A 17,682-nucleotide genomic window follows, 5' to 3' on the forward strand; every position below is an offset into this window, starting at 1 on the left:
TTAATTATAGCAGAAAGAAGTCTGAGAAAATTTTCGTGGAAGATTCTTTTCGATTTGACAAATTTAGGTTAACGGTGTTATCGTTTTTTCGGTAACAACGTTAACCTTTTTTATGGGAGGCTTTTATGGAAGATTTGCGAAAAACAGATACGAAGGAAAGAATTTTACAACAGACCGGTTATCTTCTGCGAAAGAAGAGTTTTCAGGAAATTTCTTTGCGGGAAGTCGCGCAGGCCAGTGGGATTTCAGCGGCCAATATTTATAAACATTTTGCCAACAAAGAGGATTTGTTTCAACAAGTGCTAGATGAGCTGGCGAAGGAGGTTTTACGGGAATATCAAAAAAATTTCCCTGCTGAAAATGAGGGTAAGGCTGGTTTGCGGCAGTTGTCTGAATTTTTATTTCAAAAATTAGCGAGAGAGCCTTTGCAGATGGAGTTTCTATTTTTTAGTCCCTATAGTGAGCAAGTGGCAAACGATACTCAATCACAAACACTTTATACGGTGTTTCTAAAGTACGTCGAGGAGGCCCGTGAAGAATTTAATTTGGCGGAGATTTTGTCCTCGTTGAGTACGCGGCTGTGGGCCTTTTTACAGGGCTACTCATTGTTAGCCAGCCGTGGTGTGCTTATCGTGCAGCCGGAAATAATTGAACGAACTTTGTCGGACTTACTGGATGGAGGAGAGAAAAATGCCTAAAAAGCTAATCGTTTATTGTCATCCCTATGCGGGCAGTTTTAATCACGCTATTTTAGAGAAAGTGCTGGGGGATTTAGAGGCTGCGGGGCAAGAGTATCTGCTGATTGATTTGTATCAAGATCAATTTAATCCGAGCTATACAACTGAGGAATTGAGCCTGTTCAAAACAGGGGGAACTTGCGATCCGCTAGTCACCAAATATCAGCAGATGATTCGGCAGGCGGATCAAATTTTATTGATTACGCCGATTTGGTGGAATGATTTGCCGGCAATGCTGAAGGGCTTTTTCGACAAAGTCATGAAAATGACATTTGCTTATCAAGTCACTAAGACTGGTGTCAAAGGGCTGTTAGATAATATTTCCAGCTTAACAATTATCACGACGGCTACATCACCGACGTGGTATTTAAAATTTGTTTGCGGTAATCCAATAAAAAAAGTTTTTTTAGGAGCGACGGTTAAACAATTGGGCATCAAAAAGCAAAAATGGCTCAGCTTTGGCGGCGTGACAAAGAGCAACGCTGATCAGAGAATAGCGATGCTCAAGAAGTTAAGTATTAAAAAATTATTTCCAAGTTAAGCAGACTATTCAATAGGAAAATCAAAAATTTAGAGCCAGCCATTTTCCTTTGCTTTGGCGGCAGCATCAATGCGATTTTTAGCACCTAGTTTGCTGATAATTTCTGAAATATAATTGCGAATGGTGCCATCGGATAGATAAAGCTGGCCGGCGATGTCCTTAGAGGTTGCGCCTTGGGAAATCAAAGCTAAAATTTCCTGCTCTTTTTGCGACAAGGGATTTTTTTGATTGTTCATATAGCCGGTGATGAGGCTCGGTTCATAAAAAGTTTTGCCGGCCATCGCTGAGCGAATATGCTCGATTAATTCTTCACTGGGGGTATCTTTTAAGAGATAAGCGGCGACTTTAGCAGCGACGGCTCTTTCAAAATAGCCGTCTCGGGCAAAGGTGGTTAAAATGATGACCTTAATCGGACTGTCTTGCAATTCTGCCGCCAAGTCTAATCCTGTTTTCTGGGGCATCTCGATATCTGTCAGCAGGACATCCGGCTGATATTTGGCAAGCAGCAAGCTGGCGTCAACGCCATCTTTGGCGGTTCCCACGACCTCAATATCCTCCTCCAGATTTAAAATCATCGCCAAAGCGGAGGAGAGCACGCCTTGGTCCTCGGCAATCAATACTTTAATCATCTTCAACCTCCCATTTTTTCCGAATAATTTATTGTGATAGCAAGAAATGAAAAAATAGTTTGCAATTAAATTGCGAACTAGTATTTTCTCTAACTTTAAACAGGAGAATGCTTCGCACATGGTGGGAAATTTTTTATGAGCTAAAAACTGTTTTATTCCTCTATGCTGTCATATTCCAGCGGCAAAGAAATTCTTAATAGCGTGCCGTGGTCATCTTGAATGACCAGCGTGCCCTGCAAACTTTGGACTCGTTCCTGCATGCCTGTCAGACCATTTCCAGAAATTAAATTTTTGGCGCCGATGCCGTTATCCTGAATGCTAATCTGCAGCCATTCATCTGCCTGCTGAAAAATAATTTTGCAGTAGGTTGCTTTGCTGTGGCGGATAATATTGGTGACGGCTTCCCGTAAAATGCTACTCAATTCCGTCTGCTGATGGCTGCCTAGTGACTGAGCCAGTTCTTCGTTTTCTGTGGTTAAAATAATTTTGGCTGCGGTCAGCGCTTGGTTGATGTCAACCATTTCTTCTGGAATGGAGCGCCTGCGCATATCGGAAACAATTTCTCGGACAGTTTTCAAAGTGGAGCGGGATAAATGCTCCACCTCCTTCAGCTCGTCTTTTGCCAAGTCGGGCTTTTTACTGAGAATTTTTTGCGTTAAATCCAGTTTAATCGTCATCACAGATAAAGATTGGCCCAAGGAATCATGAAGTTCACGGGCAATCCGGTTGCGCTCTTCACCTTTTATCAGAGACTCCATCCGTTTATTTGCTTGATAAAGCTGTTTGCGTTGTTCCTGTTGTTGATAAAATTCCTGACCAGCCAGTGGCGCCACAGCGGTAAATAAACTAAAGGCAATGCTCATGATGAATTGATTGCCGCCGAAAGCCGGATTTTGCAACGGACCTAAAAGCATCCCGGAAAGCATCAGTGCCAGTTGACTGCCATAAAACAACCAAAATTGTTGTTTGCGTAGCGGGGAAAAGCCCAATTGCCACGCAGGGAACATAAAGAGATAGACATAGCCCAAATTCAAAGTATAAAACCAAGCAATCAGATATTGCAGCAGTAGCCAGTAATAAAAATATTTGCCGTGGAATAAAGTGTTGCGGTAGCACCAAGCAAATAGTAGTAATAAAACCCCGGCAAATTGCCGTTGAAATGTATCATATGGAAATAATGACATAATTGGAATCAGGAGAAAGAGCATCCAGATAATTGAGCTAACAGTTTCGCCCTTTGGGAATAAGTGAAATTTTTGCATAGGCCATCCTTTCCAGCTGATTACTTTAATTAAAAACGAAAAGCCATTTTTTCGCAATATTATTTAAATTTTTCTCCGCTGAAAGACCACTTTGGCAATCAAAATGAAGAGGGCGATGTAGACAAAATTTCCGATAACCAGTTGACCAGTGGATAATAAAGTCATCTGAGACAAGCTGCTGTCTGCCAATTGATTGGCCAAGTTTAGCATATTGAAGGGATTCCATTTGAGCCAAGCGGCCTGATCCAATACTAAGAATTGGACACCTGCTAGCATAGAGGACATGAAATAAGAAATCAGTCCTAACATTCCCGCCAGAGATTCATTTTGTACGATTAATGAAATCATCAAAGACAGGCTGGCAAATAGCCACATGCCGACAAAACCAGCACCGACTGTTGTCAGTAGTGTCTGCCAGATAGCGCTTTGTTCCAACGAAACTTCTGGGAATAAAACCAGACTGATTGCTACCGTCAAAATCATTGCCAAAATGTTTAGGTAAAGGGAATAGCCTACCAGTAGAAAAAATTTGCTGAAAAATATTTTTGAGCGGCTGCCATCTTTTTGCAGCATATTTTTGATTGTTCCAAAACGAAATTCCATCGAAAAGATTTGGCTGGCCAGATAAACCATGGAAAAGACAATCAACCAGCTACTGTTAAATAAAGTTGGGACCAAGTTTTCAGCTGTCAGCAATTCAAAATTTCCAAATTTGGTGACGAGGGCCATGCCAATAATTAAAAGAGTTAATGCAAGGCTTTGTTTTATAATTAGTTGTTGCTTTGCTAGTTTGAATACTTCTTGTTTGATAGTCGTTGTCATAGTCATCCGCTCCTTAAGCTAATTTGGCTAATAAGCCTTCTTCAAAATCATTCAACAATTCTGGATGTTCCACATTTTCGACGAGCACGCCGGCCTTTACCAAAAGCACACGATCGACGATTTGTTCCAGTTCACTTAAAATGTGACTGGAAATCAAAAAGCTGATGCCGGCTTTGCGATAAATCAAAATGGCTTCTTTTAAAAGTTTGACAGAATAAGGATCGAGTCCATTCATCGGCTCATCTAAAATGACCAACTGCGGTTTATTTAATAACGCTAAGGCAATTCCTAAGCGTTGCTTCATGCCTAGTGAGTAATCTTTCGTTTTTTGATTGATAAATTCTGTCAGGTCTAGCAGCTGAATCAGCTGGTCAATTTCCAATTGGCTACGGCTCTGATCAGAAAATAATTCCAGATGCTCAAGGCCTGTCATAAATGGATAAAGGCCAGGTTGTTCAATCAATGAGGCCATCTTTTGTTCTTGGCCTGTGATGCTGCCTTGACTCGTTGGCGTCAGACCTAAGATGGTTTTCATCAAAGTTGTTTTGCCAGCGCCATTGGGTCCAACTAGCCCGACGACTTCGCCGGCGAATAGCTCGCAATCCAAATTGGCTAAGGCCTTTTTCTTTTTAAATGTCACAGTCACTTGCTTTAGTTTGACGATTGTTTTCATTTTCGCTCCCTCATCTCTTGTTGATAAGCTAAGTTTAGCGAAATTCTGCCGCTGAATTAAGAAGCTTTCGTCATGACTATTTATGACATTAGTCATGAAGGAGGATTGTTGAGTCAGATTGTTAGGATTTAATAAGGGAATGAAGAAAGAAACACTGTTCCCCAAACAAAACCATGCATTAAACATTCTCACAAAAATCATATGCTACAATTAAATAAAAATTTGGATAACTAAAAAAGGAGAATTTATGGCAGATTATTTATTAGATTTAAGAAAAGAGATTGGCAGTCGGCCTCTGGTGGTGGCGGGAGCCTGTGGTATTGTTTTGAAGGAACAGCAGATGCTTTTTATTCAACGCAGCGATAATGGTTTATGGGGCTTGCCGGCGGGTTCTGTCGAAATCAATGAGGATCCGAAAACGACCACTTGTCGAGAATTGCTAGAGGAAACTGGCTTAGTGGCAGAGGAAAAAGATTTGACTCTGTTGAATGTTTTTGGCGGGGCGGATTTTTTCTATACTTATCCCAATGGTGACGCCTGTTCTTTTGTGACTTCCAGCTATTTGATTGAAAAATTTAGCGGAGAGATTTTGACAGAAACTGATGAAAGTACCGACTGCCGCTTTTTTCCTTTGGATCAGCTGCCAAAAGAAGTGGCGTTGCATGAGTTGCGTATTATTGAGGATTTTTTAGAAAATAAATAAAAGAGACGTCTGTTTATCAGCATCAATAAAGGACATTAAAAAAATGTCCTTTATTGCGAAGTGACCACCCCGAAAATTTAATTTTGGTGTGGTCACTTTATTGATTTGCTTTTGAACAGAGTCTCTTTTTTATTCGACTGCTGCCTCCATCAAGGCAACCGTCTGTTGGTCACAATCAATTTGGACTTCACAGCCAAAAGGTAAGCTGACAATTGGATCGGCGTGACCAAAATTTAAATTGTAGACAATCGGTAGGTTCGGCAACTGGCATTCATCGCGGATGATTTCAAGGAGAATATCTTTGTATTCTTGGTAATATTCTTCATCTTGAGGCTTACCCATCAAGATGCCGTTAAGCCGATGGAAAATTCCTTGGGCGGCTAGCCCCCGCAGAAAAATCTGCAGCCATTCAGGTGAGATTTTCATCTCAGAGGTTTCGATAAATAAAATTTTTCCCTGCCATTCAGTCGCTGATGGCCAAATTTTTGTGCCCATCATCATAAAAAAAGTTTCCAAACAGCCGCCTAAAAGGGTGCCGGAAACTGTACCACTGCCTTGTAAAAATTCGTGGCCGTGGGTTTCTGGCTGCCAGGTTCTTGGAATCAGCTGATTCTCAGGGTTGTTCCAATCGAGAAAGCCGCTTGTCCAAACCGGCGCGCTTTCAAGCTGCAACGGGACTTTTTTTTCGGCAACTAAATCAAAAAAATGTTGCGTGGTGTAGTCGCTGAGCTGAACATTTTCAGCCCATTGAGTGAAAACGGCAGGCCCATAAATGGAGGTCACGCCAGCATGGTAAAACATAAAATGATTGATGGTGGTGTCAGAGTAGCCGACAAAAATTTTTGGATGGGCTTTGATAACGGAAAAATCAATATACGGTAACAGGCGAATAGTGTCCGCTCCACCGACCATGCAAAATATTGCATCAATCTCAGGATTTTTTAGAGCGGCCATTAAATCAGCTGCCCTTTTTTCTGGGTGAGCCTGCAAAAATTCTGGCGGCTGTAAAGCGTATTCGGTCAACACAACGTGATAACCCATTTTCTCAAGACGTTCTTTGGCAATTTGCCAACGGTACGCCAGCGCCGGAATGCCGGCTAGCCCTGCTGATAAGCTAATAAAGGCGATTGTGTCGCCAATCTTTAATTGTTTTCCTTTAATCATCCAAACACCTCGCTTTTTGTCTATGATAGCAGACTGACGGTGAGGGGCAAGCTTTTTCAGCATAACAAAAGAGGCTATGACATTAGTCTTGTTAACAGATGAAATCCTGAATTATTTTGCATTTGTGAGTGTAGTCTAGTGAATCATCGAGACAGAAAGTACATGTGGGACTATATTCCAGAAGGCCTCGTTGTAAATTCTCAATATTTAGTAGTGCTCATCAGATATTGTTCGGAAAATTCAGTGCTGTTTCAAGGAACATCACAACCTCGTCTGAAAAATTTAAGAAAAATTCAATTGCTTCATCCGCCAGCAGATAATGGCGTCAAAAAGCAGCTTGGCTAATAAGAAAAAGGCTAATAAAAGGCTGATGTTGACAAGGAAATTATCTGTAAAAAAAGTTTCTCCTGAGGCTAAGGTCCGAAAGAATGTTCCGGGGTCGCCATTGTTAATCGGAAATAAGCTTAAAAATTTGGCGATAATGCCACTTTGGATAAATTCCCTCAGCAGCTGTGGAGCAAAAAAGACACCTAAAGCAATGGCCAAAGAATTAAAGGGATTTTTGGCGAAAATAGCAATTAAGCTGGTGAAGCCAACGGTTGCCAAAAGAGCGGCGAGCTGCACGCCATAACTAATCAGTAACACTTGCACTTGATTTAGCAAAATTGGAAAATCAAACAGACGCCAAGGAAAATTGGCTTGAATGCTGACTTGCCAACCAGATAGCCCATAAAGATAGAAAAAGCTCAGAAAAATCACGACCTGAAAAAGCAAATAGACACTGATAGTGATGACGCAAGCGGTGATGATTTTGGCGTAGATCATCTTGGTGGGACCAAATTTAGTAGTGGCCACCACGGGTATGGTATTGCGGGAGAATTCCATGGAAAACAAATTGGCACAAATTAAAATCAAAAATAGAGCTAGCGGTAAAAAAGCCCGGCCGACCGTTTCCAATAGTTCGCCCCAAGGTAAGTTGTTGCCCATTTGTACTGGTGAGGTACCATTTTTAGCACCATAGAAATTTAAATCCTCAATGGAATAATAATTAATATCTGAGAGGCTGAGGGTTTGATGTTCTTCAAAAGCGGCATCAATTTGCAGGGAAAATTCCCGCTTGTCTGAAATAAAAGTGTTTTGAATTTGATAAGGGAAAGCCCCAAAAAAATCATCCCGCTTGTCTTCACCAGCCGCTATTTGCTGTTTGTTTTCTTGCGTAGCTTGTAAATAGGCACTTAAAATATCGGAAATTTTTGCATCCGTTAAATCGCCGGCATAAGCGTTGGCAATTTCTGCATTGCGGTTGGCAGTTTCTTGACCGGCATAACGCTCACCTGCTGTGCCGCTAATTAAATTTGTGCCGTACAAGGTCGCCAAAATCACAGCTAAGACAACAATCAGCATAATCAAAAAGGCGCCGCCAAAAATTTTTTCCTTAGTAATTTTTGCCATTTCAAATTTTATTAAGTCAATCATCGCTTTGCTCCTCTCTAAAATAATAGAGATAAAGGTCTTCTAAGGTTGGCTGGACCGGTTTGGCATTAGTTGCAGGCGCTTTTGTAGTAAGAACCCGTAAAATTATTGTGCCGTCCTCATTTTTTTGATTACTGATGGGATACTTGGCGATGAAATTTTTTAATTCAGCTGGCGTAACAACGACTTCCCAGACAAAATTGTCAACAGAAGCAACCAGCTCCGCCGCTGTGCCGGAGTTTGCAATTTGCCCCGCCTTTAAAATAAAAATTTCATCGGCAATGTATTCAATGTCTGAGACGATATGGGTCGATAACAAGACAATTTTTTCTTGGGAAAAAGAGCTCAGTAGCTTGCGAAACTTGACTCGTTCCTTCGGGTCAAGTCCGACCGTAGGCTCATCCAAGACGAGAACTTTTGGATCATTAATCAAAGCCTGTGCAATACCCAACCGCTGTTTCATGCCACCAGAGTATTTTTTGATTTTTTTATTTTGCATACTGCTGAGGCCAACCCATTTCAATAATTCTAGGCAGCGTTTTTTGGCTACCTTTTTATTAAGACCTTTTAGCGCAGCCAAGTAGAGCATAAATTTCAGGCCGGTAAATTCTGGATAATAATTAAAATCCTGTGGTAAAAAGCCTAACTCACTGTGAAAAGCCGCTAAATTTTCCAAAATATTTTTAGAGTTGTAGAGAACTTCCCCTTGACTGGGCTTGGTTAAGCCAGTTAAAATCTGCAGCAGGGTCGTTTTTCCAGCGCCATTTTCCCCTAAAAAACCGTAGATGCCCGGGGACAAACGCATCGTGATGTCTTTTAAAACGGGCTGGTCGTCGTAGTTTTTACTGATATCGACTAATAATAATTCCATTAATTTTGCCCCCAATTCTTTTTGCGGAAATTTTGATAGAGCAGCAGCCCCAAAACTGCGACTGTCAGCAGATACGCAATACTCCAGAACAACAGTGGCTGTTGATAGATATCCGTGCGGGAAGCGATGATTTGAAAAGCACCGATAAATAAACCAACGACCAGACATTTACCAATAGTGAGAATTTTTTGTCGCCCGATTGTCAGCAGACTCAATAACAACAAAGATAATAAATTAAGAGGCACAAGGAGAAACAGTACGATTTGCCAAAATAGTAACGATAATAAAAATTCAGAAAATAAGGCAATTGCTATAGCCAATAACACATCATAGAGGCCGAAAATGATTAGTTTCATGATTAAATGTTCCCGTAAACTGTATTTTAAAGTTCGCTCTAACGGGGCCATCCCGTTAAGAAAAGGTGTAACCAGATTACCGAAAATCAAAATATTGCTAAAGAGAAACAGCAAGGTCAGCATGCTAATGCTGCTATTAATTGTGACATAGCTGGCAACAAAACCGGATTCATCGCCTTGATTGTTCAGCATTAATAATAGATAAGCCAACAAGATGCCCAAAACCAAAAGCTGGGCCAGCCAAAATTTCAAGCTGATAAAGCGGAAAGTGATTTTGAAGAGCTGCCAAAAGGAAAATCGTGTGGCTTGCTGTTGCGCCAGTTGTTGGCGACCGAGTTCCAGCAGCTGGGATTTTTTGGCTTCATTTATCGATAACTCTTGTGGCTGCAATAATTCAGTTAATTTCTTATTCAAAATGAAACTCCTCTCTATCCAGCATTTTTTTAAGTTTGCTCAGCCCTTGATTGATGCGGGACTGGGCAGTGGGAACGCTGACTTCGGTAATTTTAGCGATTTCCTTGACCTTTAGCTGATGAAAATATTTTAAAATCAAGGCTTCTCTTTGCATATCCGGCAGCTCATCTAAATAAATTTGCAGCTCTTCGGCCGTATCTGCGGCAACCAAATGCTTTAGAGCCGCCTCGTTTTCGGCCTGCTCAGCAATATTTTCATGGAGCTCAGCATAGTCAAATGTTTTCTTTTGATAATAGCTATTGCAGGTATTGACGGCAATCGTAAAAAGATAATTAAAAAACTTGCCAGTAAACTGAAAGCGCTCCAGATTTTTGATTAACTTCAAAAAGATTTCCTGAGTCAAATCCTCTGCCAGTTGCCGCTGCCCATAACAGCGGCGAAAACAATAGCTGTAAATTGTTCCATAATATAAATTGACTAACTCTTCCCAGGCCTCATCATCGCCGGCTCGGATGCGTCTAATTAGCAAATAATCCCGCAGTTGCGTCACATTATTCATCCCCTCAACTAAAAAAAAAGTCTATGCTGAAAAATCATTTAGCTTTTTCTAAAAAAATGGTATTGCCTTGGCGCCTTTTTCGTATATAACCAATTTGCAAAAGCAAGATAGGGATAAAAATCCCCAGAAATAAGCGTGTCCAACCTAAATTGGCTGTGACTTCATTGCCTGTCATGGTTAGTGTATTGAATATTTCAATTGGAAGCAAATGGACAAAGAAAATAAATTGCCCAGCTTTCTTTAACGGCTTGAGGCTTTTCTTGGCTGAGGCTTTTAACAGCAAAGGAAAACCAAAGAACAGCAGCGGCAGTAAAAAGAAGAGAAAATTCTTATCAATCCCTTGGTTGGCGTAAATCAGCGGCCCCTCAATGGCCATCAGGATAAAGCTAGTTAATAAACCAATCGTCAATACGCTTTTTTGTCGTTGGATTTTTTCAAAATGATCGGCGATGAAAAAGCCCATCAAAATAAAAATCGAACTAAAGAAAACCCCATTTCTCGTGGTAAAAAAGAGGGCAAGATAGCCGGTCAAAATATTTTTTAAAAAAGGCACGGTGATAAAAGCAGAATATGTTTCGCTGGCTCCTATTATATATAGCAATAAAAGTAGCCCAGCCAATTTTATATAGCCGAACTTTCGTAAAAGTTTCGGGACGATATAAAGGGAAAATAAAAGTGCCGGGAAATACCATAAATGATAATAAATTCCCGTATAAATTAAGCCAACCAGAGCTGCGGGAATCAGCAGCAGACCGCTGAGCTGGAGTTCTTGTTGGACAAATTGTAGCCCCAAAGGCAGATAAATCAGTGACCAGAAAAGATACGTCTGCAAAATTTTTTTCAGCCAAATTTTGCGTTCCTCAGCATTTTTCTGTCTGAAAAAGAAGGCATTCACAACGAGGAAAAAGGGCACAGTTACCCGGCATATCATCGTTTTAATCACAAAGTGAAGTTCGGGATTCTCCGTCAAAGTCCCACTGTGAACCACCACAATAAATAGCGAACAAATAAACTGCGTCACATACAGCAAATTATAATTCGGCTTCGTTTGCATTTTGACACACCCCTCTCCTTACCTAGATAAACTGGTTAGTTGGGGAAATCATTTAAGGGGAGGGGGATTTTTTTATTTTTTTCTGTTCCTTTTTATTTAAGGAGTTAAGGGATACTGGACATAGCTCAAGCCATTGCCCAATGAGATTTTTCGCAGTATTGAGAGAGGTGAAAATAGGAAGGTGTTGACAAAAGTATCTTTCATTTCTTGTGATAGACAAAAAAACATCAGGCTGCACCACCAGTTTTTTAGCAGATGAAGTCACGAATTACTTTTTATTTGTTTCTGTGGTTGTTTATTTGCTGCGTAAGATAGAAAGTATTTGTGAAATTTGAATCTGCTTTAATTGATGGGCAACCTCATGCTAATTAGTAGTTTTTGAATTTGCTGTAATCGAGAAAGAGAGGCCTAAGCCATACAAAATTCTAAGTAGAGTGTCAATTTTTGGAGTTGTATCCAGAGTCTCAATTTTGGCTAATTGTGACTGGGACATGCCAATTTTTTTTGCCAATTGGCACTGGGTAATTTTTTGCTCCCGTCGTGTACTAACAATTTTGAGAATGATTTCTTGAATTGCGGCATCTTCAGGGGATAAAGGATGTTCTTTGTTAAATTGCTGCCAAGTCATCATGAGGTTGCTCCTTTTCTTCTTAAGTAGTCATGTTTTTCACGGAGAGCTTGTTCTAGCTCCCTCACTGGTGTTTTCTGGGTTTTTTTAGTAAATAGGTGTAATAGAATAAATTTATTCTTGTTATCATGAAAAAAAATAATCCGATCACGATGGGGTCTGAGCTCCCATAATTTTTCTCTATTTAAAAATTTGATGTAAGGCATGCCGGCACTAAGTCCAAGATTTTCCAAAATATTTAGGTAGACTGCAACTTTTTTGTACTGTGTTGGATTATGAAAATACAAGTCCTCTAGCCAGTCTTTGATTTGAGAATGTCCATTGCTTTTTGTATAAAAGATTATCTCACCCATTATCTTCTCCTTAATATAGCAAGGTCTAAAAAATATATCAAGTTTGCTATAAAATTTTAGACTTCTTTACCTAAAATACGTAAGTCGAAAATGAATTCATTAATTTGCAGAGCGCAAATTTTAAAATAATCAGAGCTTTAATACTCTCAAAAAATCCTATCTTATAACCACAAATCCAAGAAAAGAGGTGCGCTATGAAATCTTTTGGCACAAGAGAGCATCGGCTGGAATACAAAAAAAGAGTCGGCGCCTATGGGATTATTCAAAATACACAGCAAAAATTTTTGACTGTTGCCGCAGAGGATGGCTATTTGTTTTTAGTTGGCGGAGGCCTCGAAGAAAAGGAAGAGCCAATTGCTGCCCTTCAGCGGGAAATTTTAGAGGAAACAGGTTTTTCAGCCCATGTTGGTAAATTTTTAGGACAGGCTGAAAAGCATTGGGTATCACCACAATATCCTGAGTGGTCACAGCATAATATCGGTTATTTTTACGCCTGTCAGCTACTGGGAAAAATCGCTGCCCCTGTTGAAAAAGAACCCATTTATTGGGCAAGCATGGTGGATTTGGAAAACAGATTATTTCATGAGCATCACTTGTATATGGTAAAACAATTTGAAAATGGCTGGCAAGGAGCAGACTAGTTACTAGAAGTTTTTTCAAAAAGATTGTTAATTTTGGAAAGTCATTTTTCTTTTGACTAGAGAGTTTAAAACCTGTGATAGCTGCTAAAAACTTTTGAGTCTAGTTACCGTGATTTTAAAAAATAGCAAAGAGTTGGCTCGTTTTGAAGGAGTTCCCTAATAATCATCATCTGCATTAGTTGATAAAAGCTAAAAAGTTTGCAATCTGATTCTCAAAATATGAGAACCAAACTGGCAGACTTTTTTATTTTTTTAAATCTAAAAAAGAATAGTCTCTGACATCATAGCGGTTGCGGCTGCGGGAATATTCAAAGGGTTGGCCGTTTTGCAGATAGACAATTTGGCGAATCTCCAAAACGGGATCATGTTCGCCGCAGTTTAAATATTTTTGATCATAGCTACTGCTTTTGTCCGCGTGAATAGTGCGATAGGCTCCGGTAATTTTAAAGCCCAGCTCATTTAAAATATATTGATAGATAGAGGACTCCAAGGTTTCTTTTTTTAAATTTGGAATCAAGTGAATCGGCATGTAGGTGTGCTCCAAAATAAAGGGCTCGTTTTCAACGATGCGCAGACGAACAATTTTATACACCGGCTCCTCTTCGGTGATATGTAGGCGCTCTTGGACGATGGCATCGGGAAATTCAACGCTGAATTCAATGACTTGGCTAATCAGTTTGCGGCCAGCTTCGGCCATTTCCTGACTTAAGCCGCCGTACTCAGAAAGCGTTGATGTGTCCTTAGTCAAAAAGGGCTGTCGCAAAACAGTCGTGCCCACTCCTTTTTTTGAAGTCAACAATCCCTCCAGAGTTAAAATATCTAAGGCTTTTTGGATAGTCATGCGACTGACTGAAAATTCTTTGACCAAATCAATTTGTTTTGGCAATAGCGAATCAGGCGGATAGATATCACTTTTGATGCGGTTTCTAATTGTATTGGCAATTTCTTCGTATTTTGGCATTTTTTCCACCTCAAAAATATTATAGCTAAATTTGTTTGTCTAGACAATCGTGAAAAAAGCCAAAGCAAAGGGATGAGCTTTGCCTTGGCTTTTAGATTTGAGACTAGATATCACTGACTTCTTGGCGGTCTAGCATCCGCATGAATGGATACCAAAGTGCTGCGACGATGAGGAAATCGACAACTTGCAAGGCGCCACCTAACCAAGAATTAGTTGCTAAAATTCCGCTGGCAATAATCGGTACCGTCCAAGGAACTGAAACGCCGGTTGGTGGCGGTACGATACCGGCCGCCATGACCAAATAATTTAGCGTGGTCACAACTAATGGTGCGAGGACCCAAGGAATAAGAATGGTAGCATTTAACACAATTGGCAGACCGAAGATAACCGGTTCGTTCACATTAAAAATTCCGGGGGCCAAAGCCAAGCGGCCAATGTCACGATATTGTTTTTTCTTCAACACGAAAGCCATAATAATGACAACGGCTAAGGTCATACCAGAACCTCCCAATCCGACGGTAAAAGTTTCCATGAAAGGTTTGGTGATGATGTGAGGTAAATCTTGCCCCGCTTTATAGGCATCCAAATTTTCCAACATTAAAGTATTCCAAATTGGATCCATTACTGAATTGACAATAATTTGTCCGTGTAAACCAAAAAACCATAAGAACTGAACTAAAAATAAAGCAATCAAAGTGGCTGGTAAACTACTGCCTAAACCAGTTAATGGTTTTTGAATGACTTCATAAACAACATCATGCAGATTGGCATTGAAAACGCCAGTCATAATTGCATTGATAATCAGAAAAACAGTTAAGGTGACAACCGCCGGAATTAACGCGGCAAAAGATTTAGTAACAGCCGGTGGCACTCCATCGGGCATTTTAATCTGCCAACCTCTTTTTGTGATGCGGCAGTAAATTTCTGTAGCTAAAAAGGCAGCAAGCATACCAATAAACATCCCTTTAGCTCCTAAGCGATCTAAAGACAACACGCCTGAAACTTCCTCGCCATTTTCTAACACCATGAAGAAGGGAGTTAAAATTAAGAAACTTGCAAACGCAACGGCCCCGCCGAAAATTCCTTCGACATCATAAGATTTTGATAAATAATAGCCGATACCAAATGTAACAAAAACCGTCATAATGCTCATGGTTGCATTTTGCCCATTGCCAAAAAGTGTAGATAGCGTTCCCTTCGTTGCATCGCTGAAAAAAGGTAAATTGTTAATTACTACGACAATTGAGCCGAACATTGTCAATGGAAATGACAACATAAAGGCATCCCTTAAAACGGCTAGATAACGATTTTGCCCAAGCTTATTTGCTAAGGGCATAATTTTTTCTGATAGTTTATCCATAAACCCATTCATTTTCTTCACCTCTAAATTTTTCTTGCAATCGATTACTTTCATAATTTAGCAGAATTTTTCGAGTATGTCTAGTCATAGTTTTAAAAATGATTGATTTAATTCCTTTTGTTAGGTATCATATACTTAAAACATAAGAGAGGAAGAATAGGATGCAATATAAATTTCCAGAAAACTTTTGGTGGGGCTCTTCAGCGAGTGGACCGCAGACGGAAGGACGTTTCCCGAATGATGGGAAAGGAGACAGCATTTGGGATTTTTGGTACCAAGAGGAGCCGAAAAAATTTTTTAACGGCGTAGGACCAGAAAAAACTTCACAGGTCTATAAAAAATATAAAGAAGATATTCAGCTGATGAAAAAAATTGGTCACAATTCTTTTCGGACATCGATTCAATGGAGTCGTTTGATTCCCGAAGGCCGGGGAGCTGTTAATCCTGAAGCTGTAAAATTTTATAACAGCTACATCGACGAACTGATTGCCAATGGTATTGAACCATTTTTCAATTTGTATCATTTTGATATGCCGATGGCGCTGCAAAAAGAAGGCGGCTGGGTCAATCGCAAAACGGTGGATGCGTATGTTGAGTTTGCCAAGACTTGTTTTGAATTATTTGGCGATCGTGTGAAGAAATGGTTTACCCATAATGAGCCGGTTGTACCAGTTGAGGGTGGCTATCTCTATCAATTTCATTATCCAAATGAAATTGATATGCGCAAGGCAGTGATTGTTGGCTATCATGAGAATTTAGCCAGCGCGAAAGCAATTGAAGTCTATCATGCCATGAATTTACCTGGTGAAATTGGAATTATTTTGAATTTGACGCCAAGTTACCCGAGGGATGAAGCAAATCCAGAAGATGTGAAGGCCGCAAAAATTGCCGATGCTTTCTTCAACCGTTCATTCTTGGACCCAGCTGTTAAAGGCGAATTTCCTGAAGAATTGGTGACAATTTTAAAAGAGTTGGATATGCTGCCGGAAATTCAAGCTGGCGATTTAGATACAATTAAAAATAATACCGTCGATTTGCTGGGAATAAATTATTATCAGCCGCGGCGCATCAAAGCCAAGGAAACACCAATCGATCATAGTCATGGCCCGATGCCGGATGATTATTTTGATAATTATGATATGCCCGGCAAAAAAATGAATCCTTATCGTGGTTGGGAAATTTATGAAAAAGGCATCTACGATATTTTGACGAATACCCGGGAAAATTATGGCAACATTCCGTGTTTTATTTCCGAAAATGGTATGGGTGTTGAAGGGGAAGAAAAATATATTAATGCTGATGGCCAGATTGAAGACGACTACCGGATTGAATTTATCAGCGGTCATTTAAAATATGTCTCCCAAGCAATCGCTGAGGGCACTAATTGCTTAGGCTATCATATGTGGACTTGCATGGATAACTGGTCTTGGATGAATGCCTATAAAAATCGCTACGGGTTTATTGCCGTTGACCTTGATCAAGATGGCAAACGGACCATCAAAAAATCCGGCTACTGGTTTAAAGAATTGGCCGAAACTAATCAATTTGAAGCTTAATTAATATCGGTTACTCAAAGAATCAACGCCGTAAAGTTAGAATTTTCTTCTGACTTTGCGGCGCTGATTCTTTTTTATTGGCTCGCATGTTTTCCAGCAAATACCATTACCTGCTGAAGATAATGCAGTAATTTTTCGTCGATAGCTTGTTGACTCTCTATTGTTCCAGTTAAGGAATAGCGCAAATGGTCTAGAATTTTCCGTTGAGCAGTCAGTTGGTGATAATCAATCAATTCTTCAGCAAAATGATAAATTTCGCGGGCCTCATGCCAATGGGCTAAACCTGCCAACTGCATGAAATAGTTCAAAGATAAATTGACCAAGTAAGGAGTTTCCAAAAGTGTCTGTTCCCGCAGATATTTTTTTCTGGCAGCGTAATAAAAAATCTGATTTTCAGCTAAAGCATAAAGATGAAAAAAAATATTATACTGTCTAAAATCCTGACTATACCAGGTGTCATTGCGCAAAAGTGTGTGGCCAGCTTGTTCTTTTATTTCTAAATAGGTCAGCGAGGGGTCCTCTCCAGCAATTAAGAGGACATAATTAGTCAGCAGAAATAAATCAGCAAAATCTAGATTTTTTTCGGCTAAGCTGGAGAGTCGGTGATTGATTTTTTTTATAGTTGCCAAATCCCCCAAAGCTTCAGCGGCGACAATTTGTCTGCGCAAGTTTTGCAGCAGCTGGTAATCAGCCGAACACAAGGCTAAAAATTCTTCCACGCTAATGTTTAAGCGCCGCAATAATTCTAATACCTTATCAAAGCTAGGGATATACAGCTCATTTTCAAAATTAGAGAGGTTTGAACGGGACATAATTCCGGCGGCTAAAGTTTCCTGACTAACTCCTTTAGCTCTGCGCACCGCTTTTAAATTTTTCCCATAATGCATCGGCTTACATCCTGTTTGTTAGTATACTGAAATTTTTA

The 17,682-nt window shown here is 40.1% G+C and carries 20 protein-coding genes; 5 read left to right on the forward strand and 15 right to left on the reverse strand.

Translation table 11 applies throughout. The features are described from left to right. The first annotated feature begins 125 nt into the window (after positions 1-125). Entirely contained in the window at positions 126-698 is a 573-nt protein-coding gene (locus AC1Z3S_RS12200) for a TetR/AcrR family transcriptional regulator (protein ID WP_461740587.1), read from the forward strand. Beyond that, positions 691-1,278, forward strand: a complete 588-nt coding sequence (locus tag AC1Z3S_RS12205) for an NAD(P)H-dependent oxidoreductase (protein ID WP_461740588.1) — start codon at positions 691-693, stop codon at positions 1,276-1,278. The genes AC1Z3S_RS12200 and AC1Z3S_RS12205 overlap by 8 nt, the downstream gene beginning before the upstream one ends. 29 nt (positions 1,279-1,307) lie before the next feature. On the opposite strand, the gene AC1Z3S_RS12210 is transcribed toward AC1Z3S_RS12205, so the two are convergent. The 4 genes from AC1Z3S_RS12210 to AC1Z3S_RS12225 form a co-directional block, all read right to left on the reverse strand. Beyond that, positions 1,308-1,907 (reverse strand): response regulator, encoded by a 600-nt coding sequence (locus AC1Z3S_RS12210; protein WP_461740589.1) that lies wholly within the window; start codon positions 1,905-1,907, stop codon positions 1,308-1,310. Between the two features lie 152 nt (positions 1,908-2,059). After that, positions 2,060-3,169, reverse strand: a complete 1,110-nt coding sequence (locus AC1Z3S_RS12215; protein WP_461740590.1) for a sensor histidine kinase — start codon at positions 3,167-3,169, stop codon at positions 2,060-2,062. Positions 3,170-3,232: 63 nt separating this feature from the next. Continuing rightward, positions 3,233-3,991, reverse strand: a complete 759-nt coding sequence (locus tag AC1Z3S_RS12220; RefSeq protein WP_461740591.1) for an ABC transporter permease — start codon at positions 3,989-3,991, stop codon at positions 3,233-3,235. A 13-nt stretch (positions 3,992-4,004) separates the two neighbouring features. Beyond that, the gene (locus AC1Z3S_RS12225; RefSeq protein ID WP_461738145.1) at positions 4,005-4,664 is read right to left on the reverse strand and encodes an ABC transporter ATP-binding protein; all 660 of its coding nucleotides are present in this window, start codon (positions 4,662-4,664) and stop codon (positions 4,005-4,007) included. Between the two features lie 247 nt (positions 4,665-4,911). Here AC1Z3S_RS12225 and AC1Z3S_RS12230 point away from each other — a divergent pair, with 247 nt between their 5' ends. Then, positions 4,912-5,367, forward strand: a complete 456-nt coding sequence (locus AC1Z3S_RS12230) for an NUDIX domain-containing protein (protein WP_461740592.1) — start codon at positions 4,912-4,914, stop codon at positions 5,365-5,367. 129 nt (positions 5,368-5,496) lie between these two features. Here AC1Z3S_RS12230 and AC1Z3S_RS12235 read toward each other — a convergent pair whose 3' ends face one another. From AC1Z3S_RS12235 to AC1Z3S_RS12270, 8 genes are all read right to left on the reverse strand, one after another. Continuing rightward, entirely contained in the window at positions 5,497-6,531 is a 1,035-nt protein-coding gene (locus AC1Z3S_RS12235; RefSeq protein WP_461740593.1) for a S66 family peptidase, read from the reverse strand. Between the two features lie 282 nt (positions 6,532-6,813). Continuing rightward, on the reverse strand, positions 6,814-8,007 hold the full coding sequence (locus AC1Z3S_RS12240; RefSeq protein WP_461740594.1) for a hypothetical protein: 1,194 nt from the start codon (positions 8,005-8,007) through the stop codon (positions 6,814-6,816). After that, entirely contained in the window at positions 8,000-8,875 is an 876-nt protein-coding gene (locus AC1Z3S_RS12245) for an ATP-binding cassette domain-containing protein (RefSeq protein ID WP_461740595.1), read from the reverse strand. Before AC1Z3S_RS12245 ends, AC1Z3S_RS12240 begins: the two co-directional genes overlap by 8 nt. Further along, a complete protein-coding gene (locus AC1Z3S_RS12250; protein WP_461740596.1) occupies positions 8,875-9,645 on the reverse strand; it encodes a hypothetical protein in 771 nt (256 codons plus the stop codon). Before AC1Z3S_RS12250 ends, AC1Z3S_RS12245 begins: the two co-directional genes overlap by 1 nt. Then, complete coding sequence (locus tag AC1Z3S_RS12255) at positions 9,638-10,204, reverse strand: RNA polymerase sigma factor (protein WP_461740597.1); 567 nt, start codon at positions 10,202-10,204, stop codon at positions 9,638-9,640. Before AC1Z3S_RS12255 ends, AC1Z3S_RS12250 begins: the two co-directional genes overlap by 8 nt. A 34-nt stretch (positions 10,205-10,238) precedes the next feature. Further along, a complete protein-coding gene (locus AC1Z3S_RS12260; RefSeq protein ID WP_461740598.1) occupies positions 10,239-11,258 on the reverse strand; it encodes an acyltransferase family protein in 1,020 nt (339 codons plus the stop codon). 364 nt (positions 11,259-11,622) lie between these two features. Further along, complete coding sequence (locus tag AC1Z3S_RS12265) at positions 11,623-11,889, reverse strand: helix-turn-helix domain-containing protein (RefSeq protein WP_461740599.1); 267 nt, start codon at positions 11,887-11,889, stop codon at positions 11,623-11,625. After that, positions 11,886-12,239, reverse strand: coding sequence for a type II toxin-antitoxin system RelE/ParE family toxin (locus AC1Z3S_RS12270; protein WP_461740600.1), 354 nt, complete (start codon positions 12,237-12,239; stop codon positions 11,886-11,888). Before AC1Z3S_RS12270 ends, AC1Z3S_RS12265 begins: the two co-directional genes overlap by 4 nt. Positions 12,240-12,433: 194 nt before the next feature. Here AC1Z3S_RS12270 and AC1Z3S_RS12275 point away from each other — a divergent pair, with 194 nt between their 5' ends. Beyond that, the gene (locus AC1Z3S_RS12275) at positions 12,434-12,880 is read left to right on the forward strand and encodes an NUDIX domain-containing protein (RefSeq protein WP_461740601.1); all 447 of its coding nucleotides are present in this window, start codon (positions 12,434-12,436) and stop codon (positions 12,878-12,880) included. Between the two features lie 244 nt (positions 12,881-13,124). On the opposite strand, the gene AC1Z3S_RS12280 is transcribed toward AC1Z3S_RS12275, so the two are convergent. Continuing rightward, entirely contained in the window at positions 13,125-13,841 is a 717-nt protein-coding gene (locus AC1Z3S_RS12280) for a GntR family transcriptional regulator (protein ID WP_461738154.1), read from the reverse strand. A gap of 103 nt (positions 13,842-13,944) precedes the next feature. After that, a complete protein-coding gene (gene celB, locus AC1Z3S_RS12285) occupies positions 13,945-15,213 on the reverse strand; it encodes a PTS cellobiose transporter subunit IIC (protein ID WP_461740602.1) in 1,269 nt (422 codons plus the stop codon). A 149-nt stretch (positions 15,214-15,362) separates the two neighbouring features. On the opposite strand from celB, the gene AC1Z3S_RS12290 reads away from it, so the two are divergent. Then, a complete protein-coding gene (locus AC1Z3S_RS12290) occupies positions 15,363-16,757 on the forward strand; it encodes a glycoside hydrolase family 1 protein (RefSeq protein WP_461740603.1) in 1,395 nt (464 codons plus the stop codon). Between the two features lie 74 nt (positions 16,758-16,831). Here the strand turns inward: AC1Z3S_RS12290 and AC1Z3S_RS12295 are convergent, their stop codons facing one another. Next, a complete protein-coding gene (locus AC1Z3S_RS12295; protein ID WP_461740604.1) occupies positions 16,832-17,644 on the reverse strand; it encodes a helix-turn-helix domain-containing protein in 813 nt (270 codons plus the stop codon). Positions 17,645-17,682 lie beyond the last annotated feature (38 nt).

This window comes from Enterococcus sp. LJL90, from assembly GCF_056924355.1.